This window comes from Sediminispirochaeta bajacaliforniensis DSM 16054 (assembly GCF_000378205.1).
Classification (GTDB): Bacteria; Spirochaetota; Spirochaetia; order DSM-16054; family Sediminispirochaetaceae; genus Sediminispirochaeta; species Sediminispirochaeta bajacaliforniensis.
In genome coordinates, this window is record NZ_KB899407.1 from 39387 (window position 1) to 65315 (window position 25929).

At 49.5% G+C, this 25929-nt stretch carries 26 protein-coding genes; 8 read left to right on the forward strand and 18 right to left on the reverse strand.

The features are described 5' to 3' along the window. Window positions 1-12 precede the first annotated feature (12 nt). From F459_RS0101920 to F459_RS0101930, 3 genes are read right to left on the reverse strand one after another with little or no spacing between them, the layout of a single operon-like run. Window positions 13-2028 carry a [FeFe] hydrogenase, group A gene (locus F459_RS0101920; protein ID WP_020611046.1) on the reverse strand — a complete coding sequence of 672 codons (2016 nt, stop codon included), beginning with the start codon at window positions 2026-2028 and terminating at the stop codon, window positions 13-15. Continuing rightward, entirely contained in the window at window positions 2025-3923 is a 1899-nt protein-coding gene (locus tag F459_RS0101925) for an NADH-ubiquinone oxidoreductase-F iron-sulfur binding region domain-containing protein (protein ID WP_020611047.1), read from the reverse strand. The genes F459_RS0101920 and F459_RS0101925 overlap by 4 nt, the downstream gene beginning before the upstream one ends. Beyond that, window positions 3910-4419 (reverse strand): NADH-quinone oxidoreductase subunit NuoE family protein, encoded by a 510-nt coding sequence (locus F459_RS0101930; protein ID WP_020611048.1) that lies wholly within the window; start codon window positions 4417-4419, stop codon window positions 3910-3912. The genes F459_RS0101925 and F459_RS0101930 overlap by 14 nt, the downstream gene beginning before the upstream one ends. Window positions 4420-4576: 157 nt before the next feature. On the opposite strand from F459_RS0101930, the gene F459_RS0101935 reads away from it, so the two are divergent. From F459_RS0101935 to F459_RS0101950, 4 genes are all read left to right on the forward strand, one after another. Next, entirely contained in the window at window positions 4577-5323 is a 747-nt protein-coding gene (locus tag F459_RS0101935; protein WP_020611049.1) for a basic amino acid ABC transporter substrate-binding protein, read from the forward strand. Between the two features lie 12 nt (window positions 5324-5335). Further along, the gene (locus F459_RS0101940) at window positions 5336-6013 is read left to right on the forward strand and encodes an amino acid ABC transporter permease (RefSeq protein WP_020611050.1); all 678 of its coding nucleotides are present in this window, start codon (window positions 5336-5338) and stop codon (window positions 6011-6013) included. Further along, on the forward strand, window positions 6006-6728 hold the full coding sequence (locus F459_RS0101945; RefSeq protein ID WP_020611051.1) for an amino acid ABC transporter ATP-binding protein: 723 nt from the start codon (window positions 6006-6008) through the stop codon (window positions 6726-6728). The genes F459_RS0101940 and F459_RS0101945 overlap by 8 nt, the downstream gene beginning before the upstream one ends. 206 nt (window positions 6729-6934) lie before the next feature. Then, on the forward strand, window positions 6935-8956 hold the full coding sequence (locus F459_RS0101950; protein WP_245540052.1) for a transporter substrate-binding domain-containing protein: 2022 nt from the start codon (window positions 6935-6937) through the stop codon (window positions 8954-8956). On the opposite strand, the gene F459_RS0101955 is transcribed toward F459_RS0101950, so the two are convergent. The 7 genes from F459_RS0101955 to msrA all read right to left on the reverse strand — a co-directional run bounded on the left by F459_RS0101955 (window position 8934) and on the right by msrA (window position 15163). Next, window positions 8934-9578, reverse strand: a complete 645-nt coding sequence (locus tag F459_RS0101955) for a CBS domain-containing protein (protein WP_020611053.1) — start codon at window positions 9576-9578, stop codon at window positions 8934-8936. The two genes, F459_RS0101950 and F459_RS0101955, sit on opposite strands and share 23 nt — an antisense overlap. Window positions 9579-9601: 23 nt before the next feature. Continuing rightward, on the reverse strand, window positions 9602-10309 hold the full coding sequence (locus F459_RS0101960; RefSeq protein ID WP_020611054.1) for an ABC transporter ATP-binding protein: 708 nt from the start codon (window positions 10307-10309) through the stop codon (window positions 9602-9604). After that, window positions 10302-11093 (reverse strand): ABC transporter ATP-binding protein, encoded by a 792-nt coding sequence (locus F459_RS0101965; RefSeq protein WP_020611055.1) that lies wholly within the window; start codon window positions 11091-11093, stop codon window positions 10302-10304. The genes F459_RS0101960 and F459_RS0101965 overlap by 8 nt, the downstream gene beginning before the upstream one ends. Then, window positions 11090-12349, reverse strand: coding sequence for an ABC transporter permease subunit (locus F459_RS0101970; protein WP_020611056.1), 1260 nt, complete (start codon window positions 12347-12349; stop codon window positions 11090-11092). The genes F459_RS0101965 and F459_RS0101970 overlap by 4 nt, the downstream gene beginning before the upstream one ends. Window positions 12350-12361: 12 nt before the next feature. Beyond that, window positions 12362-13270, reverse strand: coding sequence for a branched-chain amino acid ABC transporter permease (locus F459_RS0101975; protein WP_020611057.1), 909 nt, complete (start codon window positions 13268-13270; stop codon window positions 12362-12364). 98 nt (window positions 13271-13368) lie between these two features. Beyond that, a complete protein-coding gene (locus F459_RS0101985; protein WP_020611058.1) occupies window positions 13369-14493 on the reverse strand; it encodes a branched-chain amino acid ABC transporter substrate-binding protein in 1125 nt (374 codons plus the stop codon). Between the two features lie 142 nt (window positions 14494-14635). Further along, the gene (msrA, locus tag F459_RS0101990; RefSeq protein WP_020611059.1) at window positions 14636-15163 is read right to left on the reverse strand and encodes a peptide-methionine (S)-S-oxide reductase MsrA; all 528 of its coding nucleotides are present in this window, start codon (window positions 15161-15163) and stop codon (window positions 14636-14638) included. Between the two features lie 48 nt (window positions 15164-15211). Here msrA and F459_RS0101995 point away from each other — a divergent pair, with 48 nt between their 5' ends. Continuing rightward, a complete protein-coding gene (locus F459_RS0101995; RefSeq protein WP_245540053.1) occupies window positions 15212-16174 on the forward strand; it encodes an Hsp33 family molecular chaperone HslO in 963 nt (320 codons plus the stop codon). Here F459_RS0101995 and F459_RS23880 read toward each other — a convergent pair. Further along, window positions 16137-16310 carry a hypothetical protein gene (locus F459_RS23880; RefSeq protein WP_020611061.1) on the reverse strand — a complete coding sequence of 58 codons (174 nt, stop codon included), beginning with the start codon at window positions 16308-16310 and terminating at the stop codon, window positions 16137-16139. The two genes, F459_RS0101995 and F459_RS23880, sit on opposite strands and share 38 nt — an antisense overlap. Further along, window positions 16307-17545, reverse strand: a complete 1239-nt coding sequence (locus F459_RS0102005; protein ID WP_020611062.1) for an MFS transporter — start codon at window positions 17543-17545, stop codon at window positions 16307-16309. The genes F459_RS23880 and F459_RS0102005 overlap by 4 nt, the downstream gene beginning before the upstream one ends. 63 nt (window positions 17546-17608) lie before the next feature. On the opposite strand from F459_RS0102005, the gene F459_RS0102010 reads away from it, so the two are divergent. Further along, window positions 17609-18433: a Cof-type HAD-IIB family hydrolase gene (locus F459_RS0102010; protein ID WP_020611063.1), complete on the forward strand. Its 825-nt coding sequence runs from the start codon at window positions 17609-17611 to the stop codon at window positions 18431-18433. Window positions 18434-18547: 114 nt separating this feature from the next. Beyond that, entirely contained in the window at window positions 18548-19348 is an 801-nt protein-coding gene (locus F459_RS0102015; protein WP_020611064.1) for a TrmB family transcriptional regulator, read from the forward strand. On the opposite strand, the gene F459_RS0102020 is transcribed toward F459_RS0102015, so the two are convergent. Both F459_RS0102020 and F459_RS0102025 read right to left on the reverse strand, forming a co-directional pair. After that, complete coding sequence (locus F459_RS0102020) at window positions 19345-19647, reverse strand: hypothetical protein (protein ID WP_020611065.1); 303 nt, start codon at window positions 19645-19647, stop codon at window positions 19345-19347. The two genes, F459_RS0102015 and F459_RS0102020, sit on opposite strands and share 4 nt — an antisense overlap. Then, window positions 19622-19810, reverse strand: coding sequence for a hypothetical protein (locus tag F459_RS0102025; protein ID WP_020611066.1), 189 nt, complete (start codon window positions 19808-19810; stop codon window positions 19622-19624). Before F459_RS0102025 ends, F459_RS0102020 begins: the two co-directional genes overlap by 26 nt. Window positions 19811-19902: 92 nt before the next feature. Here F459_RS0102025 and F459_RS0102030 point away from each other — a divergent pair, with 92 nt between their 5' ends. Beyond that, on the forward strand, window positions 19903-21066 hold the full coding sequence (locus F459_RS0102030; RefSeq protein WP_020611067.1) for a CapA family protein: 1164 nt from the start codon (window positions 19903-19905) through the stop codon (window positions 21064-21066). Here the strand turns inward: F459_RS0102030 and F459_RS0102035 are convergent. Genes F459_RS0102035 through F459_RS0102050 form a run of 4 tightly spaced genes read right to left on the reverse strand, consistent with a single transcriptional unit; the run spans window position 21051 to window position 25914 of the window. Further along, complete coding sequence (locus F459_RS0102035) at window positions 21051-22478, reverse strand: hypothetical protein (protein ID WP_020611068.1); 1428 nt, start codon at window positions 22476-22478, stop codon at window positions 21051-21053. The genes F459_RS0102030 and F459_RS0102035 overlap by 16 nt on opposite strands. After that, entirely contained in the window at window positions 22475-23221 is a 747-nt protein-coding gene (locus tag F459_RS0102040; RefSeq protein ID WP_020611069.1) for a tetratricopeptide repeat protein, read from the reverse strand. Before F459_RS0102040 ends, F459_RS0102035 begins: the two co-directional genes overlap by 4 nt. Window positions 23222-23242: 21 nt before the next feature. Beyond that, window positions 23243-24634: a dihydropyrimidinase gene (gene hydA / locus F459_RS0102045; protein ID WP_020611070.1), complete on the reverse strand. Its 1392-nt coding sequence runs from the start codon at window positions 24632-24634 to the stop codon at window positions 23243-23245. A gap of 26 nt (window positions 24635-24660) precedes the next feature. Further along, window positions 24661-25914 (reverse strand): 1-acyl-sn-glycerol-3-phosphate acyltransferase, encoded by a 1254-nt coding sequence (locus F459_RS0102050; RefSeq protein ID WP_020611071.1) that lies wholly within the window; start codon window positions 25912-25914, stop codon window positions 24661-24663. Window positions 25915-25929 lie beyond the last annotated feature (15 nt).

The following is a 25929-nucleotide window of genomic DNA, read 5'->3' on the forward strand; positions in this document are numbered from 1 at the left end:
TGGATGAAGCACCTACCCTTCCGCGGATAATGTAGCAACCATTTCCCGCAAGAGCTCTACAATCTGGTCTCCATCGGCCCGATTGATCACCCTATCACCGATGTGGACCGTCGGCCCCTTGTCGCACTGTTCGCTGCAGAATGTCGCCTGTACCTCATAAAAGCGATCCAGCTTTTCCTCTTCAACCGCATGTAAAAGCTTGGAAAGCACCTTTTGGCTTCCGCGCAGAAAGCAACTGGTCCCAACACAGACCTTTACCGGAATGCGGTCCGTTCGGGCCTCTGCGCCGGAAGGTCCGGTAAGACGAATATCCATTCCGTCGATACGCTTTCGACTATGATAGGTGGTATGAAAGAGGCGATGGGCCTCGCCCTCTCCCGGATCACAGCCAAGCATATTGGCATATACCTCACGGACGAAGGGGTTGACACCGGCATGGCGGACACCCTCGGCAGGGGCTGCCGAACGGACGGCCTTCACCCTGGCGAGGCGTTTCTCTCCTGTCCGGTCTACAGGCTGACCGGCACCTCCTGCGCAACCACCGGGGCAGGCCATCACCTCGATGAGATCGAGGGATATCTCGCCGGATTCGACCATCTTCGCAATGGTTGCAGCACTTTTGATTCCCTGGACAACGGCAACGGTAAAGGCTTTTCCGCCGATGACGGCTGTGGTCTCTCTCACACCGGAAAGATCCTCCACAGCTTCCCAATGTATCCGGCCGGAACATCCATCGGGATCAAGGTAGTTCAGTACGGCCTCGGCAACACCGCCGGAGGATCCGAAGCCCACTCCCAGGTGAGAGGCAAATCCAAAGGGAAGATCAAAATTATCTGCATCCAAACGGTCAAGCATGATCCCCGATTCACGGATCATGGTGCCCAGCTCCCTGGTTGTAATAACATGGTCGACAAAGGGCAGTCTGTCCCGGGAAAGTTCCGGCCGCTTCTTTTCAAACTTTTTTGCGGTACAAGGCATGACCGAAACGATCTTCAGATGTTCAGGCTCAATGGAAAGTTCTTCGGGCAGGGCATGCCGCAGCAGCGAGCCCATCATGCTCTGCGGGCTCATACAGGAAGAAAGATTCGGCAACTGCCTGGGAAGAGACTGTTCGGCGTATTTAACCCAAGCAGGACAGCAGCTGGTAAAAAGCGGCCCATCACCCGCTTTCGACCGCTTCAAAAACTCTGCGGCCTCCTCTACAACGGTAAGATCGGCGGCAAAGGCAGTGTCGTAGACCCGATCAAAACCCATCATGCGCAGGGCCCGGACCATCTTTCCGGTTACCACCTCGCCTGGGGGCAGACCAAACATCTCGCCAAGGGCGACCCGAACCGCCGGTGCAATCTGGATGACTACTTTGCTCTTTTTATCCTGGAGATCATTCCATACCTCGTTGATTTCCGATTTGGGAATAATGGCACCGGTGGGACAGACCGCAGCACATTGACCGCAGTTGATACAATCGACCTCTCCGATACTTCGTCCGAAGGCAGGGGTAACCTGCACATGCTCGCCACGGAAGGCAAAGTCGATGGCGCCGATGCCCTGAATCTCGTGGCAATAGCGAACACAGTCCCCACAAAGCACACACTTATTTGGGTCCCGGACAAGGGCATCAGAAAGCGTGTCCAAAGGCCTCGGCTCCCGATTTTTCCTGAATCGGACCTTGTCGATGCCGTAACGGCTGGCAAGGTCGCGTAATACACAATCGGAAGAGCGTTCACAGGTGGGACACTCTCTGTCGTGATTGGCGAGAAGGAGCTCCAATGTCATACGCCGGGTTTCCCGCACCTCCGCCGTATTGGTCCGTACGACCATTCCTTCCCGGGGAGGCGTGGAGCAGCTGGCCTGAATTCCTTTTCCCTCAATATCGACGATACAGAGACGGCAGGCCCCGTAGACACTCAATTCCGAATGATAACAAAAGGTGGGGATCTCAATCCCGGCCTTTCTGATAACCTGAAGCAGGTTTTCCTCCCCCTCCAGAGGGACATCAATACCATCTACCTTTATATACCCTTTCACGCCGCACCTCCTCTTCTGATCGCACCAAAGCGGCACGTGGCCATACAGGCGCCACATCTGATACAACGCTCCGTATCGATAACGTGGGGAGCCTTTTTTTCTCCTGCGATCGCTCCAACGGGACACGCCTTTACGCATGCGGTGCATCCCCTGCATAACAAACCGTCGATGACGAAGTCGGACAGGGCCTGGCAGGCCCCTACCGGACAACGCTTATCAACAACATGGCTTTCATACTCCTGCCGAAAATGCCGGAGGGTAGAAAGAACCGGCGATGGGGCCGCTTTTCCAAGTCCGCACAGGCTTCCTCTGGCAACGGTTCGGCAGAGGGATTCCAGAAGGGGAATGGTGGATTCGTCCGCCCTCCCCTCGATGATATCGTCGAGAAGATCCAGCATCTGCCGAGTGCCTTCCCGACAGGGTACACATTTGCCGCAGCTCTCGGCCTGGGTAAACTGCATGAAGAACCGTGCGACCTGAACCATACAAGTCGAACGGTTCATCACCACAAGTCCGCCGCTTCCCACCATTGCACCGATCTCTCCCAAAGAATCGAAATCGAGGGGGATGTCGAGATGATCTCTGGTAAGACAGCCGCCGGAAGGCCCCCCGATCTGAACAGCCTTGAAGGCATCATTGTCCACATTCCCTTTTTCATCGAGAACGCCGCCACCGATTTCGAAGATGATCTCCCTGAGGGTCGTACCAAAGGGCACCTCGATGAGTCCGGTATTGGCAACATGGCCGGTGAGGGCAAAGGTCTTGGTTCCCGGACTCCCCGAGGTACCGACCGTTCGATAGCTCTTTGATCCTTTTCGAAGCACAAGAGGAACGGTTGCAAGGGTCTCCACATTGTTAACCACCGTCGGCTTGTCCCAAAGCCCTTTTTCCGCTGTTCTGGGAGGTTTCGGACGGGGCATGCCCCTGCCCCCCATGATGCTTGCAACCATCGCGCTTGCCTCACCACAAACGAAGGCCCCTGCCCCCTCCATCACCTTGATATCGAAATGGGCACCTGTTCCAAAAAGGTCCTCTCCCAGCAGGCCGAGATCTCTCGCCTCATCAATAGCCTTACGAATTCGTTCTACAGCCAAAGGGTATTCGGCACGGACATAGACATACCCTGCCTCGGCACCTATGGCCCTGGCGGCTATCATCATCCCTTCGACCACCGAATGGGGGTTTCCCTCAAGGATGGATCGGTCCATGAAGGCACCGGGATCCCCCTCGTCACCGTTGCAGATTAGATACTTTTTGTCAGCCTGCTGGCGAAGGGTCAAGGCCCATTTCTTTCCGCTGGGAAACCCGCCGCCCCCGCGCCCTCTGAGACCTGAGTCGGTGAAAATCGTACACAACTCCTCTGGTGTATGTGCCGTGTAGGCCTCCATGGCGGCACGGTAACCGCCACCGTAGATATATTCACGAATATTTTCGGGGTCGATAAGCCCGCAGGAAGCAAGGACGCTTCTGGACTGGCGAACATAGAAGGGAATGTCCGAGGGACCGCTACACCGCTTTCCATCGCCAGGATTAACATAGAGCAAGCGTTCCACTATTTTTCCTGAAAGGATGGTTGTTTCAAAGATTTCGGGAACATCTTCGGCAGTAACTTTTGTATAAAGGATACCGGCTGGTTCGATGGTAACAAGGGGGCCTACCTGACAAAATCCCTGGCAGCCGCTTTTTGAAAGAAGCAATGCAGGCTTATCTTCCGGCTTCAATTCAACATGAAGAGGAACCCCGTGCTTTTTGGCTTCTGCTTTGAAGGCATGGAATATATTCAAGCTTCCCCCTGCCAGACAACCGGTACCGGCACAGATGATGATTCTCATTCGCAATGAAGAAACAGTATGTTCATAAGCGGTTCCGACCGCTTCAAGATTAAGCTTCGGCATCTTCTTCCTCCCGTATCTTCGTGATGAGTACACGAACCTTATCCGGTGTCATTTGTCCATGGACCGTATCATCTATCACAACCACAGGTGCCAAACCACACGCTCCCAGGCAGGACACGGTCTCAAGGGTAAAAAGCATGTCCGAAGTGGTTTTCACTCCCTTTTCAAGAGCCAGCATTGAACGTAGGGTCTCGATCAGCGCCCCGGAGCCCTTTACATGACAAGCGGTTCCGTCGCATACCTTGATCACATGCTTTCCCTTCGGTTCCAGAGAAAAATGGCTGTAAAAGGTAGCGATGCCGTAAAGACGGGCCGGAGAAATTTCCAGACTCGTCGCCAAAAAAAGCAGAACCTCTTCGGGAAGGTAGCGATACTCCTCCTGTACCTTTTGAAGAATCGGTATGATCATTCCCGGATCCCGGTCGTAGAAATCAAGAATCCGACATACGACTCCAAAACTGGCTGCTTCGGTTCTATCGCCGGTTAGGGTGTTCATTAGTTCTCCTTTTATCGATAATTTATTATCTTATATACGCTCTCATCAAAACTGTCAACAGAGAGAAAGAGCTAATAAATATTCAAAACTATTGACATAATCTGTATAAATATGTATTACCTATTCAAAAAGGTAGATTCATGCTAAGGAGAGCTATATGAAACGAATAGCCACATTGCTCACGGCAATTGCCCTAGTTGCCCTTCTTTCGGTTCTAAGCGGTTGCCAAAAGAAAAACGAGTTGGTAATGGGCACGAATGCCGCTTTTCCGCCCTTCGAATATATCGGCGGTGCCGATGGAAACGCGGTAGTCGGTTTTGATGTGGAAATCGCCAAAGCCATTGCGGAAAAAGCGGGAAAAACTCTGCGCATAGAAGATATGGAGTTCGACAGCTTGCTCACCGCCTTGAATGCGGACAAAATCGATTTTGCCATCGCCGGTATGACCATTACCGATGAACGTGAAAAAAGCGTCGACTTTTCCGATCCCTACTACGAAGCGACCCAGGCGGTTATTGTACGCAAAGCGGATAATCCGATCTCCACAAAAGATGACCTCAATGGGAAAAAGATCAGCGTGCAGCTGGGAACCACCGGGAATGAGATTGCGAAGGAGTTCACCGACGACTCGAATATTGTTGCCTTCAACACCGGCTTCGAAGCGATTATGGAACTGAAAAATGGTAAGGTTGATGCAATGATCATCGACGAACAGCCTGCACAGAATTTCATTCGTCAGAATTCCGATCTTGAGATTGTTTCTCTCGATTTTGACCCGGAGTACTACGGGATCGCCGTCAAAGAGGGGAAAAGCAGCGAACTACTGCCGATCATCAACGCAACCCTAAAGGAACTCAAAGCGAACGGCACCTACGACAAGCTTCTTAGCGAATATATGAAATAGCGGCAAGGTTTGATGGAAAGTATAAGAAGAACCCTTTTTCAGACGCTCTGGGAAGGGGGGCCGGATGGACTGCATCTGCTGCTGAACGGACTCAAGGTCACCATTGTGGTGACCTTGTTTGCCATTATGACGGGTGTTATTCTCGGAACGCTCCTCGCTCTCATGCGGCTAAGCAAAAACAAAGTCGCAAATATCATTAGCAAGCTCTACGTTGAAATCATCAGAGGAACACCGGTTCTGGTCCAGCTGTTGATTATCTACTTCGTCATTTTTCGGGCTCTTGATGTGGATAAGACAATGGCCAGTAGCCTGGCCTTCGGCATAAACAGTGGCGCCTATGTCGCTGAGATTATTCGAGCAGGGATACAGGCCGTTGACAAAGGGCAGATGGAAGCGGCCCGTTCCTTAGGCTTGCCCCACAGACTGGCGATGAAAGAAATCATCCTGCCGCAAGCCATCAAAAATATTTTACCGGCCCTGGGCAACGAGTTTATCGTCCTTCTCAAGGAGACCAGTATCATCGGTTTCATTGGGGGAAACGATCTGATGCGAGCGGGAAACAAAATCAGAAGTATCACGTATGAGGCAACGGTCCCTCTCTTTGCTACGGCGATCATATACCTCATCATTACCCTTTCGCTTTCCCATCTCCTGAACCGTTACGAAAGGAGGCTGCACTCCAGTGATTAAAATCGTAAACCTCCACAAAAGCTTTGGACATCTAAAAGTGTTGCGCGGTATCAATGAAGAGATCAAACCTGGAGAAGTGGTAAGCGTCATTGGACCAAGCGGTTCCGGAAAAAGCACGTTTTTACGCTGCATCAACCTTCTGGAAGAACCGACGGAAGGTGATATCTATATCGAAGGCGAAAAAATCAACGATCCGAGAAGCGACGTCAACAAACTCCGCCGGAAGGTCGGTATGGTATTTCAGCAGTTTAATCTTTTTCCCCACAAAGACGTGATGGAAAATATCTGCCTTGCCCCCGTCAAACTTGGTCTTACAAGCAAGCAGGAGGCGGAGAAAAAGGCAAGAGACCTGTTACTTGCAGTCGGCCTTCCCGATAAAGACCATGTCTACCCGGCCCAGCTTTCCGGTGGACAAAAACAGAGGGTGGCAATCGCCAGAGCGCTTGCCATGAATCCCGATGTCATGCTATTCGACGAGCCTACAAGTGCCCTTGATCCGGAAATGGTAGGAGAAGTTCTGGATGTTATGAAGCATCTGGCCGAAGATGGCATGACCATGGTAGTTGTGACCCACGAGATGGGATTCGCCCGTGAAGTTAGCGACAGAGTCCTTTTCATGGACGAGGGTATTATCATGGAAAATCGTCCTCCGGCGGAGTTGTTTGATAATCCTCAGAACGAGCGGACAAAACTTTTCCTGAGCAAGGTCCTATAATTTTTTTGCCCTTAGTGTCCGGAATCCTGGTGATTATTCCTCCGTATAGAAAGGCAAATGACCTCTGCCCCTGATAAGGGCAGAGGTTGCGCCGCTACGTTCTTACCTCAAGGAATTAAGACCAATGTACCACCAATATTCGTAACAGTAGAAACACCTTGCACATTTACCTTTCTCGACGCATCATTATAGACATGTGCAACTTCGTGGCTCGGAACATGCTGACCATCCTTGTGTCAGCCTTTTTTGTCTTTACACCGTTGCCTCTGTTTAGTGATCATAGCCAAGCCTTTACCCAACCATTGATAGCCAGAGGTGATTCTGATTATCCACCTTTTGAGTACCTCGATAAAAAAGGACATCCTACAGGCTTTAACATTGACCTTCTGAACGCCATTGCAGAAGAGATGAATCTCACGGTAGTGATCGATCTCGGGATGTGGAGTCAGGTACGAAACGAGCTTACCGCAGGTGAGGTCGATTTGATTACCGGCATGTATCAGACGGAGGCACGCCAAAAGGTCTTTGACTTTTCATCCCCCCATAACGTAGTGAGCCATGCATTATATGTGAAACGGGGAAGCTCAATCCAAACGCTCGATGAACTTAAGGGACGTGTTGTTTATGTGGAGTCCGGAGATGTCATGCATGACTATCTTCGAGAGCGGATACCAGAGGCCTTCATCGTTAAGGTAAAAAGCTATCGAGATGCACTTGTTGCGCTCAACAGCAATCCACAGGTCGATGCGGTCCTTACGAGTAGAATACAAGGCGAACGTATTAGAAAAGAAGAGAAGCTTAGCAACGTAACCACCGTCGGTCCTCCCTTTTATCCACGAAAGTACTGTTTTGCCGTACAAAAGGGAAACAGCAATCTCCTGGCTGTCCTCAACGATGGTATAACAATCCTCCGGGAAAACGGAACATACGACAAGCTTTACGAAAAATGGTTCGGCCAGATTATCCCAGGTATGTCCAACGCCGTAAGCCGCCGTATGATTATCATCGTTGTTATCGCCATCGCGATAGGTGGGGCAATTGTGTTTGCATGGATATGGAGCCTGAAAAGAAGCGTTCGCCAGAAAACGGCCCAGCTGGAAAAGGAACTTACCGAAAGGAAGGGAATGGAATGGCGTTTTCGCAGCGTCTTCGAGGGGGTACCTGTTTCGATTTGGGAAGAGGATATTTCCGTCATACGAGAGCGGATCCGAATGCTGAGAGAGGAAGGTATCAGTGATTTCAGTGTTTATGTGAACGAACACCCTGAAGTAATCGACTGGATGGTAAGGAACATAAAGATCGTGGATGTAAATCCGGCGACACTGGCCATGCATAACGCCACATCCAAAGAACAGTTGATCGGCTCCTTTGCCAAGGTTGAAACCCGCCATATAAAAAACTTTTTGCAGAAGGAATTTCTGGCAATTGCGGAAGGCCAAGAATATATCCGAGCGGAAACGAAAAGTGTCACTTTTTCGGGGGAAGAAAAAATATTTCTCACCACCATATTCATCCCCCGCACAGGCTCGGGGGCGTATTCCCATATGCTCGTCAGCATGGTGGATATTACCGAAAACAAAAAGGCGGAGAAAAAGCTTGCAAAATCCCTTGAAGAGAAAGAGGTTTTGCTGAAAGAACTACATCACCGCGTCAAAAATAATATGCAGATGATGTCCAGCCTCATTAATCTCCAAAGTCGATCTGTCGGAGATAGAGCATTGGCTCAGGTGATCAGAGTCAGTGAAAACAGGATCAGGGCAATGGCCCTCATCCACGAGCTGCTTTACCAGACCGACGACTTTACCTCCATCGAGCTTGGTTTTTATCTGAGAAGCCTGGTCAGAAACCTTATGGATTCTTTTCGCAACGAGCATAGGGACAACATTAGGTTTGATTTTTCAGGGAGTGAGATAAACGTAACCATTGATACGGCAATCCCCTGCGGTCTTATTGTAAATGAGCTTGTCAGCAATTCACTGGAACACGCCTTTCCAAACGGGAGAACGGGGACAATCAAGGTGAAAACCTTCACCACAGGCGGTTTTATCGTGATAGAGATATCGGACGACGGCTGCGGTATTGCGGAAGGGCCTCGAAAAAAGAAAACAATGGGCCTGGACATAGTCCAGGCACTTGTTCAACAACTTAGAGGAACAATAGACAGGGTATCATGTAAAGAGGGGGGAATAAAACATATCTTACGGATCAGACCTCACGAAGATCAATGATACGTACGACATAAGGAGCAATCGCTTTTTGCAACTCCTCTTTGTCGATCTCATCGACCTTGAAGGTACAGAGGCTATTGCTCACGTCCTCTCCGAGAAATGTTCCAAAGGAGATAATGTTGCCTCCCTTTTCTGAGATGGCCGCAGCCATTCCCGCTATTTCTCCGCGTTGTTCGGGAACCAAGGCAGTAACTCGTAAGCCCCTCTTCCTTGTACCGAATAGCTCACTAAAGAGTTTAAAAATGTCGGATTCGGTAATGATGCCGACGAGAAGCCCATCTCGCATAACAGGAAGCCCGCCGACATTTTTATCGACCATGATCCGGGCCGCATCCTCGATCAAGGTTTGCTCGGTAACGGTGATAATCTCCTTGGTCATCACCTTTTTTACCTTAAGCCGGGCCAAGAGTGCACTCATCTCATAGACACTCAAGGTCGAGGCAGGTGAGGGAGAAGCGTAGAGCAGATCCTTTTCAGAAACGATCCCCACCAACTTTCGTTCTTTATCCAAAACGGGAAGTCGGTGAACCTTTTCTTTGTGGATAAGAGCCACTGCATCGGTCACAGCGGTATCGTCGCTAATAGTAAACGGATTATGAGTCATTACTCTGGATACGGTCATACACTCCTCCTTATCACTACTTACTACATACCAAGATAGGCCTTACGGACCGCCTTGTTTTCCAGAAGGTTTTCACAAGAATCCGCAAGGGTAATGGAACCGTTTTCCATCACGTATCCGCGATGGGCGGTCTTCAAAGCAAGATTTGCATTCTGCTCCACAAGAAAAATTGTAGTCTTATTTTCGGTATTAATCTTCTTAATAATATCGAAAATTTGAAGAACGATGAGAGGAGCCAAGCCTAAAGAAGGCTCGTCGAGCAAAAGCAACTTCGGCCTGGCCATGATTGCGCGGCTTATGGCGAGCATTTGCTGTTCTCCGCCGCTCAGGGTACCGCCGGCCTGATTCCGCCGTTCCGCCAGAATCGGAAAAAGCTCGTAAATATACTCACGATCCCTGGCAATTTCCTCCTGGTCCTTGCGAAGGAATGCCCCCATATCAAGGTTTTCCTGAACGCTCAAATAGGGAAAAATTCTGCGACCTTCCGGTACCTGGCTGATCCCCATAGAGACAATCTCATCCGGCTCCTTATCAAGCAAAGAACTTCCAAGAAAGGTGATATTTCCAGAGCGAGGAGGGACAATACCACAAATAGACATCAGGGTGGTCGTTTTTCCGGCACCATTCGCACCGATAAGAGTAATAATCTCACCCTCGTTTATCTCAATAGTTATGCCTTTCAGCGCCTGGATGTTTCCGTAAAAGGTATTGACATCTTCAATCTTAAGCATCGATATCCTCCCCCAGGTACGCTTTCACTACCGCCGGGCTCTTTTTTATTTCCTGTGGGGTCCCGTCGGCTATCAGCTTGCCGTAGTCCATCACAAACACCCGTTCGGAGATCGACATAACAAGACTCATGTCGTGCTCAATCAGCAGGATTGCAATCTTCTCATTTTCCCTGAGCTGATAGATCAGATTCATGAGGTCCTTGGTCTCCTGTGGGTTCATACCGGCGGCAGGCTCATCCAGGAGAAGGATAAAGGGCTCGGTGGCAAGAGCACGGGCGATCTCAAGACGCCGCTGGGCACCATAAGGAAGGTTCTTCGCCAGTTCGTTTACGTGCTCTTCCAGACCAATCTTCTTAAGCACATGGTAACTCTCTTCGATGACCCGCTTTTCTTCCTCACGGGTAGCCTTATTTCGAAAGATGGCACCAAGGACCCCTGCATTGAGACGGCAATGCCTGCCGATCATGACGTTTTCAAGAACCGTCATGTTCTGAAACAATCTGATGTTCTGAAAGGTACGGGCAAGCCCACGTTCGGTTACCTTATTTGGCTTCAACCCATTCAAACGAGAAGGCTCTTTTCCCGGAGGATTGACCATGACATCACCACCGGTCGGTTTGTAAATCCCGGTCACACAGTTAAAAAAGGTCGTCTTTCCTGCACCATTTGGGCCGATAAGTGCAGCAATCTGCTGGTCGGCCACCTGGAGATCCACGGAATCAACCGCACGCAACCCCCCGAACTCCATGGTCAACCTTCGGACATCAAGTACAGCTTCGTTCATTTTTCAGCCTCACTTTTGTTCTCACCGTGTTCAAAGGTAAAAACATGACGGCGGGCCCGTATAAGACCTTCAGGCCGAAAGATCATCATGACAACGAGAACGGCACCAAAAAGCAGCATTCGGTATTCGGAGAAAGCACGAAGATACTCGGGCAGCAAAACAATGAGCAAAGCTCCGATAACAACCCCGCCGAGGGATCCCATGCCGCCGAGAACCACAATACAAAGCACAACGATCGATTCCCACATGGTAAAACTGGCAGGATTAATAAAGGTTGTCTTTGACGCAAACACAACACCGGCAAGCCCGGCCCAAAAAGCACCGAGGGCAAAGGCCGTCATCTTGGCCTTGGTGATATCGACTCCCATCGCTTCACAGGCAATATCATCCTCCCGCATCGCTTCCCACGCCCTGCCGAGCCTGGAGTTTTTTAATCTTGATACGATGAAAATGGTAAAAACGACCAGCGCAACAAGAATAAAATATGTAAAAATCGATGCGTGCTGAATAGACAACTTCACCCCGAAAAATCCCGGTCGCGGTATATTGGCGATTCCGCTGGGTCCGAATGAAAATTCGTTCCAGTTCTCAAGGACGATCCTGATGATCTCTCCGAAACCAAGGGTTACGATGGCAAGATAATCACCTTTCAAGCGCAAAACGGGAATACCGAGGAGAATACCGAAGATCATGCTGAATAAGCCGCCGAGGGGAAGAGCCACCCAAAAATTAACGCCGAAATGATAGTTAAGCAGAGCATAGGTATAGGCTCCTACGGCATAAAAGGCTATGTAGCCAAGATGCAGCATCCCTCCCAAACCAACCACGATATTCAATCCCATGCCGAGCATCACGGAGAGCAAGGCGGTGGATATAATATTGGTTTGGTACATTGAGGTGATAAAGGGGAAAAGAATAATCGCAATGGCAATGAAGAGTATGCCCGGAAGCGCAACCTTTTTCTGTGAAAAGAATGCCGCATCCAGCGCCGTATTAATGCCAAGTCTATGTATTTTGAGAACCCGTGTCTTCGATTCTCTTCTTGCCCCGGTCTTCCTTCGATAGAGCATGTAGCGATAGGCAGCGGAAAAGAAAAAGGCACCGATGCCGACAAACAGTATCCGAACCCATCGCCACTCAACAATATCATCAATGGTATTAACCTTGATCACCATAATCGGAAAGGTGAGGATCACAAACCAAAGGGCTATAAACAGAGAGGTTTTCGCCTCTTTCCATAGATTAATCTTTGTCATGTCCAAGCCTCCTTACACTTTCTGTTTTGTCGACCGTCCGAGCAGCCCCTCGGGACGGAAAATCAGGATCAGAATCAGAAAGACGAAAGCAAAAACATCTTCGTAGTCACTTGATACCAGTCCAGTTCCGAAGCTCTCGGTCATACCGAGCACAAAGCTACCGAGAACGGCCCCGGGAATTGAACCAATTCCTCCCAGTACGGCCGCCACAAAGGCCTTTATTCCGGCAATAAAACCGATATAGAAATTTATTTGTCCTATATGCGAGCTGATCAGAAGACCGCCGAGAGCCGCGGTACCGGAACCGATAATAAAGGTGGTTGAGATCACCTTATTAACGTTTATACCGACAAGCATGGCCATGGTCTTATCCTGACTGGTTGCACGCATTGCCTTACCGGTCCTTGTGTACCTAATTAAAATCGTAAGCAGAACCATGACGATTGCCGTGGTTATCAGGATAAAAAGCTGGCTCGAACTAATGATCTTTCGATAGGGTTCGAGAAAGGCAAACTCGGGAATCAAAGCCGGAAAGGGCTGAAAGTCCGAAGTTTGTGCCAACAGCACATAATTTTGCAGAAACATCGACATTCCGATAGCGCTGATCAGAACGGAGAGACGAGGTGCCTGACGAAGCGGCTTATAGGCCATCTTCTCAATGGTGTAGCCGTAGCCCATTGCATAGACTACCGCTACAACCAAGGCAATCGCAAAAATTGCCAACGTCGGCATACCGCTGAGGGTAAGCACCCCTGCGACAATCAAGGCGGTAAAGGCCCCGATCATATATATTTCTCCGTGAGCGAAGTTGATCAGCTGGATGATACCGTAGACCATGGTGTATCCGAGTGCAAGCAGCGCGTAAATACTGCCGCGGGTGAGCCCTCCGAGGAGAAGCCCAAGAAAAAAATCCAGTTTCATGATTTCCAACCTTTCACTACGTTACTCAAACGCAGAATATGCTCCGGGTACAAAACGGGCGGACCGCAAGGTCCGCCCGTGTGGAAGAAAAGCTTTTCTTATTTGATCTCCACATAGGCGCCGTTTCGCACCTGATACATGGAAAATCCGATTCCGATTGCATCACCCTTTTCATCAAAGCGGATCTTCCCAAGAGGCGTTTCCACCCACTCTGTCCGCAGGGCATTGGTAACGGCATCGTAATCGGTCGCCCCGGCAGCTTCGATGGCATTCAACACAGCCAAAGTCGCCGCATATGCATTCAAATAGAATGCTCCGGGATCTTCGCCATATGTATCCTGATGCTCCTTGATCGCCTTTTTGGCAAGGGGGTTATTGGTGGTGTCTTTGGGACCGGTTGCGTATACACCCTCGGCATATTCGCCGGCAACCTTGATAAAGGTATCATCTTTTACACCATCATCGGAAATGAAGACGGTATCCATTCCGGCCTTTCGCATCTGACCAACAATCTTGGATGCCTCAGGGTGATACCCGCCGAAAATGATGGCCTGGGCACCGGAGGCCTCAATCTTGTTGATAACTGCGGTGTAATCAACGGCGCCAGGAGTCACACCTTCGTAGAGCACAACCTCGGCCCGGTCATCCTTTTCGAGAAAGCCTTTGGCAAACTCGGCAAGACCCTTTCCGTAATCGCCCTTATCGTGCAACACAGCAATCTTTGTAAAGCCAAGGGTATCAAGAGCAAAATCAACCTCAAGACGGGCCTGGGCATCGTCGGAAGCAATTGTTCTGAAAAAGTTGGGATAATCCCCGCTTTGAGTCAGCGGGGGATTCGTCGCCGACGGAGAGATGGCAAAAATATTTGAATCTTTGTAGATACCGAGAGCGGCTTTTGTTGCTCCCGAGCAGATATGTCCGATAACACCGACAACTTTTTCACCAACCAGCTTACTTGCGGTGTTCGTCGCGACTTCAGGTTTACAAACATCATCCTCGATAACCAGTTCGACCTGGCGGCCAAGAATACCTCCATTTGCATTCGCATCTTTGACAACCAATTCGGCTGCCTTCACCGTGGGAAGACCATAAGAAGCAAGGTCGCCACTATGGGCACCAGCCACTCCGATCTTGATGGTATCACTGTCTTTCTTCTTACAGGAAACCATTCCCAACGTAAGAAATACGATCAGCAGGATAAGAAAAATTCTACCTCTACGCATTTCTTTCCTCCTTTTTTTTGACCAGATTATGACATCTGAGTATAGAGAAAAATGAGATCAAGTTTCAAGCATATAAGGGGAAAAAGCTGTATATTTATTCATTTTACCCCAACTCTACCCCTGTTAACGAATATTGATGCTTTCAGGAACCGGTTCCATCTGCTTCCAGTCTTTTCAGTTTCGGCGCGATGACCATCCGGCAATACGGGGCAAAGGAATTACGGGCATAATAGTCCTGATGATACGCTTCCGCAGGATGGAACTGAGAAAGCGGCAGGAGCTCGGTTACTATAGGATTTTCGTACGGCCCAAGGTCGTAAAGCTCTTGCATGGATTCCCTCGCAATAATCTGTTGGTGTGATTCTGTAAAAAAAATGACGGAGCGGTACTGGGAACCGATGTCTGCCCCTTGGCGATCGCGTGTAGTAGGATCATGAGCCTTCCAGAAAAGCTCGAGAATATCTTTCAGGGAAAGCCGATCGGCATCAAAACGGATCTCGACAACTTCGGCGTAACCCGTGGTACCGCTACACACCTTTTCATAGGTCGGTTCAGGATCACGCCCTCCGGCGTAGCCGTTCGTAACACGAAGGATCCCCTCTACACGGCGAAAGATCGCTTCCATGCACCAAAAACAGCCGCCGCCAAGAACAATAACCTCTTCCCTCATATTCTTCCTCCTGTAAATACTATACTAAAATACTAAGTTATATGGCTGTTGACAAATACCCGTCCCCTCTTCATGATCGAGGTCATGATCGAAAAACCTATTGCAGGAAAAACGTTATCGGAACACCTCAATCAGCTTTCTAAGGATACCCTTGATATATTCCTTCTGGAAGATGGCACGCTTCGTGGAGCCATCGCACATGGCAGTATGATGGTGAATCAAATGCGGGCCAACCACGACCTTGGGGTTCTGGAAAGCTATGTACTCGGTCAAGCCTACCTTGCGGCAGGATTACTCTCCTCCGCTGTAAAGGGAAACGACAGGCTGATCCTTTCTATTGAATGCGGTGGTCCCATCAAAGGGCTGAGTGTGGAAACCGACGCAAAGGCACAAGTCAGGGGGTATCTTGCTCAGGTTCCCATCCCTGTGGAGAAACCCCTGGAAAATTTTGATCTATCACCCTTTTTCGGCCCTGGTTTTCTGAAAATCACAAAGCAGCTGGAACATGCGAAAAGGCCCTTCCCGGGGCAGATCATGCTGCGAAGCGGGAATCTTGCCGAAGATTTGGCCTGGTACTATCTCGAATCGGAACAGACGAAGAGTTTCTTTTCATTGAGCATCCAGTTCGACAACAAAGGGGATATTATCGGCGCCGGGGGCCTTTTCCTTCAAGAACTTCCCGGAGCCAAAGCCGAGGCACTGGCAAAGGTACAGAAGACGGCCCTCGCCATGCCGTCGCTCGGAACCGCTTTTTCAGAGGGAGCAAGCGGTTCCGAGCTTGTCAATCGGACAATGGGAAAGCATTCGCCCCAAATCCTTGGCAGTCGTCCTCTTCGTTTTTTCTGTAGCTGCTCGAAAGAACGGTTCGGAGCTTTTCTTGCCGGCATGCAGGGACTCCAGCAGGAAGAGATTCTTAAAGATTCTGATTTTCCCCTTCGGGTTGAATGCCATAACTGCGGTTCGGTCTATGAGTTCAGCAGAGTAGAATGTGAAGAGCTGTTTTCGAATTAATTCGGGCCCCGATCACCACTTCGATATCCGGGTTGTCACTCTCGGCAAGAAATCGGACATGGGAGAATTCCGATCGTATCTTCTCCAAGTTGGATGTCCATATGGAATTGAGTTTCTGATAAAAGAAGATATTCATGCTGCCCTCCTTTTTACTCCGGTGCGGAGATATAAAAGATAATAACCGGTGGCAACGATCAAAGAGGCGCCGGCCACGAAGAGCCAGAAAGAAGAAAACAAGACGTGAGCAAGAAAAAATCCGGCCACCGGAGGCCCCAGCATATTGCCGATACCGAAGGAGAGGTTCATAGTGCCGTTAAACCTTCCTCTATGAGTAAGCGGAGTGTTCGAGGCGACAAAGACCTGGTAGTTTGTAACGACCAGAATCTCTCCAACGGTCCAGATACATGTCGAAAGGAAAAAGAAACCAAAGGAAGTGAAAGCAGAAACAAAGGCAAGCATGCCGAAACCGGTAAGGTAGCAAAGCGCGCCTAACCCCATGTTGAAGGAAGCCGGAAACCGAGCCGTTGCCCCCAGCACAAGCGTCGTTGCCACCAGGACCGTCACCGCATTGAAACTCATAAGCAAGCCGAATTGGGCAGCCCCTGCACCGCCAAACAAAGAATCGAGGTACAGAGGTAAGGCAAAAGAGTGCTGAGAATAGATGAGATTAATACACACACCGAGCAAGGCAAAAACCAAGAGTTGCGGGCGCCGGAGCAAAATAGACAAAAAGGTACCACGTTCCGGCCGTTCAAGATCCTCTATATCCGGTGTATTGCCTGAGGAGGCATATCCCGCATGTGGTATGGTCTCCGGTACAAGGGAAAAAACAACTGCCATTGCAATAAGGGTACTTACGGCATCGCCGATAAAAATCCACCGAATATAGTGATGGAAAAGAAAACCGGCTATCATAGGTCCGACGGCCACCCCTATATTTGTTCCCAGGTATAAGAGACCATAGGCACTCTGCCTCCTGTCGGCCTCGGTAATATCTGCTACCACGGCGTTCACCGCAGGTCGAATCGCTCCCATAAAGAAGGTTCCTGCGATTAGAAGCCAGGGAATATAGGTGCCAGTCGGAAGAAAACCGCAGCTCCCAATCAAAAGAGCAGAAGCGAGCTGAGAAGTCAAGATGATACGCCGACGACCATAGCTATCCACGAAATGCCCTGCAGCAAAGGCCCCAACGGAAGATGCCATTGCCGAGAGCATGACAAAGGTACCGGAAAGTGCAGTAGGCAGGCCGAGGGCCCGAGTCAGATAGAGGGTGAGAAAAGTCCGCACGAAATCACCCATTCGGTTGACGATTCTCGCACCAAAAAGGGCGTAGACGGAACGCGGTAAGCCCCGGTATAGGTTTAAAAACATTGCCTATTATTGACAGATCTCCGGGGCTGTTACAAGCAGGAGACGATTGGTATACTGCCATACATGAATGAACAATCAACGGTTCGCCTTCTCGCGGTCGACCTCGACGATACACTGTTACGAGAAGATCTGACCATTAGCGACGACAACAAACAGGCTCTTATTAAAGCTGAAGAGGCAGGAGTTACGGTACTGCTTGCATCGGGCAGAGTGTTCGAGGCAATGCATCACTATGCAGATGAATTGGGTATGACAGCCCGCCCCGGATATCTTATCAGCAACAACGGCGGAACCATCACCAGAAGTGCTACGGGAGAATTGGTATCTCGTAAGACAATAGAACCCGGCCTTGCACAACAAATCTATGAGGCTGTCAAGACAAGAAGTTTTCCGACCGAAATTTACCGGGGTAGATCTGTCTACGTCGACAGAGACAATAGCTGGACGGACATCGACTGCTCCTTATCTGGTTTGACAAAAAAAATAGTACCGGATTTTGCAAAGACATTGGCCGAAGAGCCTCCGGTAAAGATAGTGGTTCCAGGGGATCCCGAAGCACTCGAAACGGTACAGGCAGAACTTACCGAGATGTTCGGTGATACCCTAACGATTTTTACCTCAAAACCTTTTTTCCTCGAAATGCTGCCAAAGGATGCGGATAAGGGCCAGGCCCTTGCCTATCTTGCACAAAGTCTGGGAATTGCCAGGGAGGAGGTCATGGCTATCGGCGATTCGTGTAACGACCTGGCAATGATTCAATGGGCAGGTATCGGTGTTGCCATGGTGAATGGAAACGAAGCAGTAAAAGCAGAGGCCACCTACGTTACCAGCAGAACAAATGAAGAAAACGGGGTTGCCGAAGCAGTTGAACATTTTATTTTACACTGATATCCACAATTCCGGTCGCAACGTATAATCACTACTATAGTAGTGATTATACGAAGAAAGGATTTCTTGACACCATCCCCGCTGAAATACTATAACTCAGACCAGGAGAACACCATGAAATCTGATATTGAAGAGACTCTTTCCTATTTCAAGGAGATGGGATTCACCGAATATGAAGCAAAAGTCTATCTTTCACTGTTGGCAGAACATCCGGCAAGTGCCTATACCATCAGCCAGAATTCAGGGGTACCGCACAGCCGTGTCTACGATGTCACCCGCAGACTGATAAAGCAGGGGCTTGCGGCAAGCAGCGGGACAAAGCCGGAACTCTTCAGTCCCCTTTCTCCCGGAGAACTCATTGAAAAGCTGAGGCGTGAGTATGAAGTGTTCACCGACGAGCTTGAAAAGCGGCTTACTTCAGGGAATTTCGTTTCAGATTTTGATCCGGTTTGGAATCTTCCCAATCAGTCGAAGGCAATAGAGCTTGCAAAGGATCTGATCGGTCGAGCAAAATCGACAATTTACATCGGTATCTGGCAGGAAGAACTGGGGACACTCGAAAAGGCATTGCACAAAGCGGAAAAACGGGGCATCAAGGTCTTCATGCTGCTATACGGTGAGAAAAAACCGAATTTTGGAGAGGTTTATCTCCACGAAACCGAAAATATGGACTCTTATTCGGAACTGGGCCACACTCTGGACTGCACCGTAGACTCAACCTGGTGCATCACCGGCACACTCGGAGGACAACTCCCCTGCCAAATTGTCTGGACGAAAAACAGGGGACTTGTCCAGTCGATCCAGAGTTATATCTCTCACGACTTCTATCTTGCAGAGGTAACCCACCATTTCGGCGATCAGATGGACCGGCTTTTCGGAAAAAATCTCACCAGACTCAGGAAGAAATTCTCCTAATACCTATCCCGACGTTTCTTTCTCGCAAGAGAAAAGCCTCCGAATCCTCCGAGAATTGCCGCATAAAAACCAAAATCATACCAGAAACCGGTGTTGTTCGGCTCGTAGATAGCAATCCGATCCTTGAAAATCGAAATAACCAGGGAAATCGGGGCGATCCAACCGTGCCATATCCCCGAAAAAATACCTGCAGGTCTATCGGCGCTATAACTTCCGTCTCCCGGCAAACAACCGGTCAGCAGCAGGGCCGCAATGGCAACAAGCAGGAAAAGCTTAATGGACCCCGTCGTCACACGCATCCTCAACCTCCCATGAACGAGCGCTCTCCGGATTCGAGGCTTTGGTACACTCATCCAAAGGGATTTCTTTCATTGCTTTTCCACAGCATTCCGGAATCGTATCAACATCATCAACAATCACTTCATTACCGCAATCTTCACACTGATATGCCTTTTGTCCCATATAGGCACCTCCCGACACATTGATATCTGTAGTAAAAATAGTAAAATAAAGCGAAGAAATCAAATGTGATATCAGCAACAGCAGGAGGAGTGATGCGTATCATTGGCCGAATTGCAGCTATTTTCACTGCACTTGTCCTCATCAACGGAGCGACCATCATCCTGACAGAGTACGGTCATGAAGATTCACATCTTCCACCGCCACAGGAGGTGGTGATCCCACCGGAACGTATCGACCTTCTTTTCGCCGGAGATCTTATGGCACATGATGTCAATTTCAACATGGCAGATTACACCGACATCTATCAAGAAATGAAGCCGACCATTGAACATGCCGATCTGGCCTTTATAAATCTCGAAACGCCTGTGTATGAAAAAGTCCCCTATACAAGCTTTCCAAGGTTTAATGTTCATCAAGATTACGTACAGGCGGCCGTGGATGCCGGTTTCGATATCTTTGCCCTGGCAAATAATCACAGTGCCGACCAAGAAGCCCCTGGCATAATCGCGACTCTCGAACTCATGCGAAAGTTGGCCGCGGAAGAGGGTATTGCCTACTCAGGCCTCAGAATGCATCAACGTTCACCTATCACCCCCACCACGGTTAAGGCTGGTAATTGGAGCATCGGTTTTATCAGTATCACAAGCTTTATCAATGTATGGAGCGGCCACGAACTGATTTACCTGACCGATTATTACCGAAATGAGGCCCTAAGAAAAGAGTTCCTGGACTATATTCGTACCATAAAACCTCTCTATCAAATCCTTGTCATTGCTGTACACGATGGAGCCGAATACAGTAACACCCCTCTCGAACGAAAAAAGGTGTTTTTCAGGGAGCTTGCCGAAGCGGGAGCGGATGTGGTCTGGGGCAACCACAGTCATGTGCTCCAGCCCTGGGAACGCTTTACGAAAATAGATGGGACCTCGGCAGTTCTCATCTATTCCATGGGCAATTTCATCAGCGGGCAAACTTGGAATATCGACCCGGCCGACTATAAAAATGAGAAAAATGCGACAGGAGATTCCTGTCTCCTGAATATCACCTTTACAAAAGAGCCGGGGAAGAGGGCAATTTCCCGGAGCATAACCCCGTATCTTGCCTTTAACTATCGGGATCCTGTAAAGGGTATGATAGTTCGTCCCTACGATAAGATCATCGGTGACGAAGGTGTTCCGAAAGCGTGGAAAGATTTTTACCGGGAACGGAAGCGGCTTCTTTCGTGGTTCCTTCGCCCTGATCAGCCCTCGTCGTGATACTGCTCGAAACGGCTTTCTTCTTCATCAAAATAGAGTGAACACATTCCGGGCAGGGCCTTTTCGAAAAATTCACCGGGTATCCGTCCGATATAACGAGGCGAGGCATCTGATATCTCATCATCGAATTCAAAGGTATCAATGTGATTCAGGAGAAAATCCCGCCGTCGGTTCACCAGCTTCTGCGCTTCGGATAGGTCAAACGACATCTTGTCCACGAGTTCGGCTTTTATCTGAGTAAGCTTGCATCGTCCCGTAAAACTTTCCCAGAAAAAGCGCCAGTAAAGCAAAAGCTCTTCGGGAGCCCCTTCTTCAAGGCTAAGAGATGCACGAATTCCAGCCCAGACCTTGCGATACTTGCGGAAATGAGCATCGTACAGCTCTTTTTCCAGGGGCTGTCTATAACCATAATGAAGACGGAAAAGGGTACGATAATAGAAGTTCAGCTCATATTGATTAAATTGATCACACTGATAACTTTTCATCTCCCAGAAATCGATCAATTCGTTCCGGGCTCCCTCGGAAAGTGAAAGGAAAAAGCGCCACTCTTCCTGGGTAAATAACCGATCATAGCGGTAGTGCCAACTACTATGTCCATCCTCAAAAAAAGTGGCCCATCCATCTCCCTGCAAGCCAACGAGGGAAAAATGAACCGAGATAAAGGGATGGGTAAGCTCCATTTTCTTCTCATCGGCAAAAGCAAAAACATCCTCCCATTCGGGAAGGGGATAATAGCCGGCATCGATACATTCGGGAAACAAAAGATTCTCGTGAGAGAATAGTTCGTCGTCGTTCAGCTGAACAGGGAAAATATTGCGTCGCTCCGATTCTCGGATAATGCGCATCGCCCACGTCCTGTTCCACCCGTCGCTTTCAGCCTCTACAACAGTGTTAGCAAATTCCTTTGCGCGGGGAAACTCTCCCAACTCCCTGTGAACCTCCGCAAGCATGAGCAGGTCCCGGTTGAGATCCAGTAGATCGGCCAAACGCTCCAAATTGTCATGGCTTTCCACAGTGGCGGGATCTTTTCGGTAACGATCCTGCCGAAGCGTATGATTGTAGCCCCACATGAGACGAATACGCAAAAGGATCTCACGCTCTTTGGACCAGGATTGCTTTAGGACAGAATGATAGGCTTCAACGTCGAGACCATCCGAGACGGGAATAACCTTATGCTCACCAGGCTCTGTTCCAAAGGGCAGCTCAACAAGCGGTTCAGCATCCTCAATAAAAAACCAGGTATGGCACCATTCACACCAAGCCACAAGGGGAGGAATCGGCATCATGGGAGCATCGTTCCATCCATCTGACCAATAGCGGGCATCAAGACTATTTTCCGAACCAACGGAATTTCTGATGTAGATATTCCTGCAGCCGGGACAACGAATAAGAAGATCGGGGCCGAAGGTCATGGCGACATCCCATCCTCAGATCCCGAAAGCATCCTGAAAACAGCATCACGTTCGGAAAAGCGTTTTTGCTCGCTGTAGAGGGCAAGCAATGTTATGCAAGCATCCCCCTCTCCAAAATCAATACCGATCGCACGATGGAGAAAACCTTCCGCAGCACGATAATCACCCATCATCCAAAAACAATAACCGATACGGCAGAGTACGGATTCGTCATGCACCTCATCCATCGCCCGCTCATAAAGGTCAACAGCGTCCTGATAACGGCCGCATTTTTCACAGCTCAGGCCCCAAAAACGATAAATATCGTCATATTCCACGCCGAAACGGTCAGCCTTGGCATAGTCCTCCACTGCCTCTTCATGGCGATCAAGATACGCAAGAGTATTGGCACGGGCATAATAGGCCAATCCGTAGTCGAAACGAAGACGGAGCGCCTGATCGTAGTATTCAAGCGACTCTTCATTTCGTTCCAGAGCGTTGAGAACAAGTCCCGTATTGAAAAAAAGCTTCTCGTCTTCCGTATCGTATTCAAGGGCCCTGAGATCATCTTCAAGCGCTTTCTCATACTGGCCAAGGCTGTGATATGCGGCTCCCCGATTCATGAGGGCACCTACATGTTCGAAATCGATACGCAGGACATCACTGTACCGTCTCACCGCCATATCGAATTCACCCTTATCGAAAGCCTCGTCGGCCTCTTCCAGCAGCGCATCGATCTCCGGTCTATCTTCCCGAAAATCCATTTCCACTGCTACATCATGACCTCAGTGGAGGCGGGCGTCAATACCGCTGCGGCTGATATATTTCCCCATTCCTGCGGCACCTACAAAGCTTCCTTTATCAATAACAGCACGCCCCCGAACAAGGGTGCTTTCAACCTTTCCAACCAGTTTCATTCCCTCATACGGGGTCCATCCACAGCGCTCATGAAGGGTTTCGGCCGTCAGGCAATGCTCTTTCTCAGGATCGAAAATCACGATATCGGCATCTTTCCCCGGAGCAATCTCACCTTTTCGGTCAAAGCCGTGAAGTCGGGCCGGAGCGGCACAACACACATCGATCCATTGTTCAGGTGATATGTACCCGCTACGAACCCCTTCGCTGTAGAGAGCAGACAGCCGCATTTCGATGGAGGGAACCCCTCCGGGAATCTTATGAAAGCCGGTTCCCAATCCTCTTTCTTTTTCTTCCGCCAAGAAGGGGCAGTGATCGGTCGATACAATCTGCAATGCGCCCGAAGACAGAGCGTCCCACATGGCGGTGCGGTCGGCCTCCGGACGTATCGGAGGAGAACAAACGGGATATGCCCCTTCGACGCCCTCACGTTCAAAGGCATCGGTGGTGAGAAATAGATACTGCGGACAGGTCTCTCCGAATAGGGGGATATTCTTTTTACGGGCATCCTCAATGGTCCTGGAAACGGCACGATTTCCGACATGAAAGATTTCCGCAGGAAAGGAGAGGTAAGCGGCAATCGCCGCAACCTTCGAGACCGCCTCAGCTTCAAAGGAAGAGGGACGACACTTTTCATGCCAACGGGGATGGTGTTCACCGGCATGTACCGCACGTTCGACCAAAAAAGAAATCAAGTCCCAGTTTTCGGCATGAACTACCGACAGCCCCCCTGCACGACCGACAGCCTCCATTGCCTGAAAGAGTTGGCTGTCGGAGAGTCGATAACCATAGGCCATATAAAGCTTGAAGGTAACGATGCCAAAAGATTTTATCCGATTAACTGCCGCCTGGAGACCTCCCGGTTCTTTGAAAGCATCGGGGCCGATGTTCATGTGCCAGCCATAATCGACAACGACATCCCCTTCAGCCTCATTTTGCCGTCTGCGAAAAGCCGATTCCATAGTCTCCCCAGACTCCGGATGAACAAAGGGAACAACCGTAGTGGTACCGCCGAAGGCTGCCGCACGAGTACCGGTGAAAAAATCATCGGAAGAAATCAGACCGCCCCCAAGATCAAGTGAAAGATGGACATGGGTATCCACAGCACCGGGGATAACCAATTTGCCACCGGCATCAATTTCCCGTTTACCGGAAAGCCCGAGACCGACGGCGACGATCGTCTCGGAAGAGACGGCGACATCGGCCTCGATCATACCCCAGCTATTAACAACCGTGCCATTTTTGATTACAAGATCATACATACGTACCCTCCAATAACTTTAAGACATCAAAACTTATCGGACGAAAGAAGGTTTCCGGAAGCAAGGCACTCCTGAACCCCGGTAATCGCCCTGTACCAAAGAAGGGCGGATGCTCGACTACTAACAAAATTAAGACGAAAGAGCATTCCTTTATGGTAAAATTCGAGTTTTTCCTTGTCCTGTACATTGACGGCTTCAAGTTCATTAACAGGAAAGGAAAACCCCTCACGCAGGGGAGTTCGAAAATAGAGTGTATCTCTGGAAAAGAGAGCACGACCCGTTCTGAGCTTTTTCAAACGCTGTGCCCGATAGCCGGTCAAAAGCATGGCAGGCCCCTCTTCCATAAAAATTTGTTCACCGTCGGAAAGCTCACATATACGTTCGATGAGTCTTTTCTGCTGCCACTCGTTCCAATCGCCCAGTTCCGAAAAACGAAGAGGACCTGTGACAGGTCCAAGCTCTCCTGTTTCCTCATAGGTAAAGGCATAGCCGCAGGAAGAACATTCGACAGTATTATCATGAGAAACAAGGGTGGCAACCCCTTCACAGGAGGGACAGAGGTATAAGAGTTTTTCAACATATTCCGCACGCCGTTTACCAACAAACCGGAGTTCTTTTTCTCTAGCCCAGGCAATATCGTCATGGAACAGTTGTTCTTCCATAAGCTGTTTTACCTCTTCCCAACCAAGGCCTTTCAGCTCTTCACCAGAAAAGAGAGAAAAGTATTCCAGCTCGACAAGCCCTTTGCTCCTCTTTCTTGCCCATCGGGGACGGGCGAGAAAAGCACCCTTGACCCTTACCCCTACGACAGGGAGGGCCAATCGCTGAATCAGCTTGGAAACCTGAGGAACGTGCTCAAGACTGCGACCATCCCAAGTCCTGCGTCCCTCGGGAAAGATACCGATCACTCCCCCGCCTTTGATGATCCTCACGATTTGGGCTACAGTTGCCGCATCACTCATAAATTTCGACTTCGGAATGGAGCCGAACAGCTTCATGATAACCCCAAAAAGGCGAGTACGAAAGATGTTATCCGAAGTAACGAACTGGGGTATCTCTTTGATATAGAGCCCCAGCAGAAAGGGATCCCAGAAATTTACATGATTTCCGACAATGATATAGGGGGGATGGATTGCAGCCAACTCCTTCGAACGGATAATCTTGATGGTATAGAGTCTCGGAAGAAGCCAATGAAGAAAAGGCTTTATGACTTTGATGAAAAAGGGACTCGGCGTGATAGTTTTATGTCTTTGTTTTTGTTTCTTATTGATGTTAGGCATCTATGATCCTTACGG

Coding starts and splice junctions, on each gene's coding strand:
- F459_RS0102005 (WP_020611062.1), bottom strand. CDS start 17,545: ATGTTTTTAAACCTATACCGGGGCTTACCGCGTTCCGTCTACGCCCTT.
- F459_RS0101935 (WP_020611049.1), top strand. CDS start 4,577: ATGAAACGAATAGCCACATTGCTCACGGCAATTGCCCTAGTTGCCCTT.
- F459_RS0102010 (WP_020611063.1), top strand. CDS start 17,609: ATGAATGAACAATCAACGGTTCGCCTTCTCGCGGTCGACCTCGACGAT.
- F459_RS0101955 (WP_020611053.1), bottom strand. CDS start 9,578: ATGACCGTATCCAGAGTAATGACTCATAATCCGTTTACTATTAGCGAC.
- F459_RS0101940 (WP_020611050.1), top strand. CDS start 5,336: ATGGAAAGTATAAGAAGAACCCTTTTTCAGACGCTCTGGGAAGGGGGG.
- F459_RS0101925 (WP_020611047.1), bottom strand. CDS start 3,923: ATGCCGAAGCTTAATCTTGAAGCGGTCGGAACCGCTTATGAACATACT.
- F459_RS0102050 (WP_020611071.1), bottom strand. CDS start 25,914: ATGCCTAACATCAATAAGAAACAAAAACAAAGACATAAAACTATCACG.
- F459_RS23880 (WP_020611061.1), bottom strand. CDS start 16,310: ATGAATATCTTCTTTTATCAGAAACTCAATTCCATATGGACATCCAAC.
- F459_RS0102030 (WP_020611067.1), top strand. CDS start 19,903: ATGCGTATCATTGGCCGAATTGCAGCTATTTTCACTGCACTTGTCCTC.
- F459_RS0101960 (WP_020611054.1), bottom strand. CDS start 10,309: ATGCTTAAGATTGAAGATGTCAATACCTTTTACGGAAACATCCAGGCG.
- F459_RS0102015 (WP_020611064.1), top strand. CDS start 18,548: ATGAAATCTGATATTGAAGAGACTCTTTCCTATTTCAAGGAGATGGGA.
- hydA (WP_020611070.1), bottom strand. CDS start 24,634: ATGTATGATCTTGTAATCAAAAATGGCACGGTTGTTAATAGCTGGGGT.
- F459_RS0101930 (WP_020611048.1), bottom strand. CDS start 4,419: ATGAACACCCTAACCGGCGATAGAACCGAAGCAGCCAGTTTTGGAGTC.
- F459_RS0101975 (WP_020611057.1), bottom strand. CDS start 13,270: ATGAAACTGGATTTTTTTCTTGGGCTTCTCCTCGGAGGGCTCACCCGC.
- F459_RS0101985 (WP_020611058.1), bottom strand. CDS start 14,493: ATGCGTAGAGGTAGAATTTTTCTTATCCTGCTGATCGTATTTCTTACG.
- F459_RS0102035 (WP_020611068.1), bottom strand. CDS start 22,478: ATGACCTTCGGCCCCGATCTTCTTATTCGTTGTCCCGGCTGCAGGAAT.
- F459_RS0102020 (WP_020611065.1), bottom strand. CDS start 19,647: ATGCGTGTGACGACGGGGTCCATTAAGCTTTTCCTGCTTGTTGCCATT.
- F459_RS0102040 (WP_020611069.1), bottom strand. CDS start 23,221: ATGGATTTTCGGGAAGATAGACCGGAGATCGATGCGCTGCTGGAAGAG.
- F459_RS0101965 (WP_020611055.1), bottom strand. CDS start 11,093: ATGAACGAAGCTGTACTTGATGTCCGAAGGTTGACCATGGAGTTCGGG.
- msrA (WP_020611059.1), bottom strand. CDS start 15,163: ATGAGGGAAGAGGTTATTGTTCTTGGCGGCGGCTGTTTTTGGTGCATG.
- F459_RS0101970 (WP_020611056.1), bottom strand. CDS start 12,349: ATGACAAAGATTAATCTATGGAAAGAGGCGAAAACCTCTCTGTTTATA.
- F459_RS0102025 (WP_020611066.1), bottom strand. CDS start 19,810: ATGGGACAAAAGGCATATCAGTGTGAAGATTGCGGTAATGAAGTGATT.